Here is a 502-nt window from a genome sequence, read left to right as displayed (position 1 = left end):
CCCGAATTTGAGTGATTTATCTCACTTTTCTCACTGAAACTCGATAAAAGAAAAAACGGTGAACCCTGCCATGCAGTCGATTCACCGTTTCATTCCAACATTTGCGCGAAGAATGACGAATGCCCTATCCTTCAATACCCGCAAGTTGCAGTAATATTTGCTCTAGTTCATCCCAAGGAAGAAGCTGAGAATCAATCACTTCAAGTCGTGATTCAAACCCTTCTAAGCTGATTTCGTTGACCGATACCACGCGATTTGCCACGTTAAATGCGTAACACCCTTGATTGGTGTTGACTACCGCTTTCACACGTTCGGCAGTTAGGTCAGACAACATCGAGAACAGCTTATCAAAATCGAACTTGTATTCAGCGCCAAATAGCCAGCCACAACTGAAATAGCCCTGCCCTTTGTTCTCTTTACGGATGAAAGCTTCACCCGGTGGTAACTGAAACTGAGGCTCTTGGTGTGCATGCTCATGGTGGTAGGTTTCGATAGGAGAAGA

General features: G+C 44.8%; 1 pseudogene. It reads right to left on the bottom strand.

What is annotated here, in order from left to right:
- Nucleotides 1-124 precede the first annotated feature (124 nt).
- Nucleotides 125-502: pseudogene (locus tag R7040_RS30495) on the bottom strand (GTP-binding protein); the annotation flags it as partial.

Source organism: Vibrio sp. 1069 (assembly GCF_033340555.1).
This window is presented reverse-complemented; position numbering and strand designations above follow the sequence as displayed.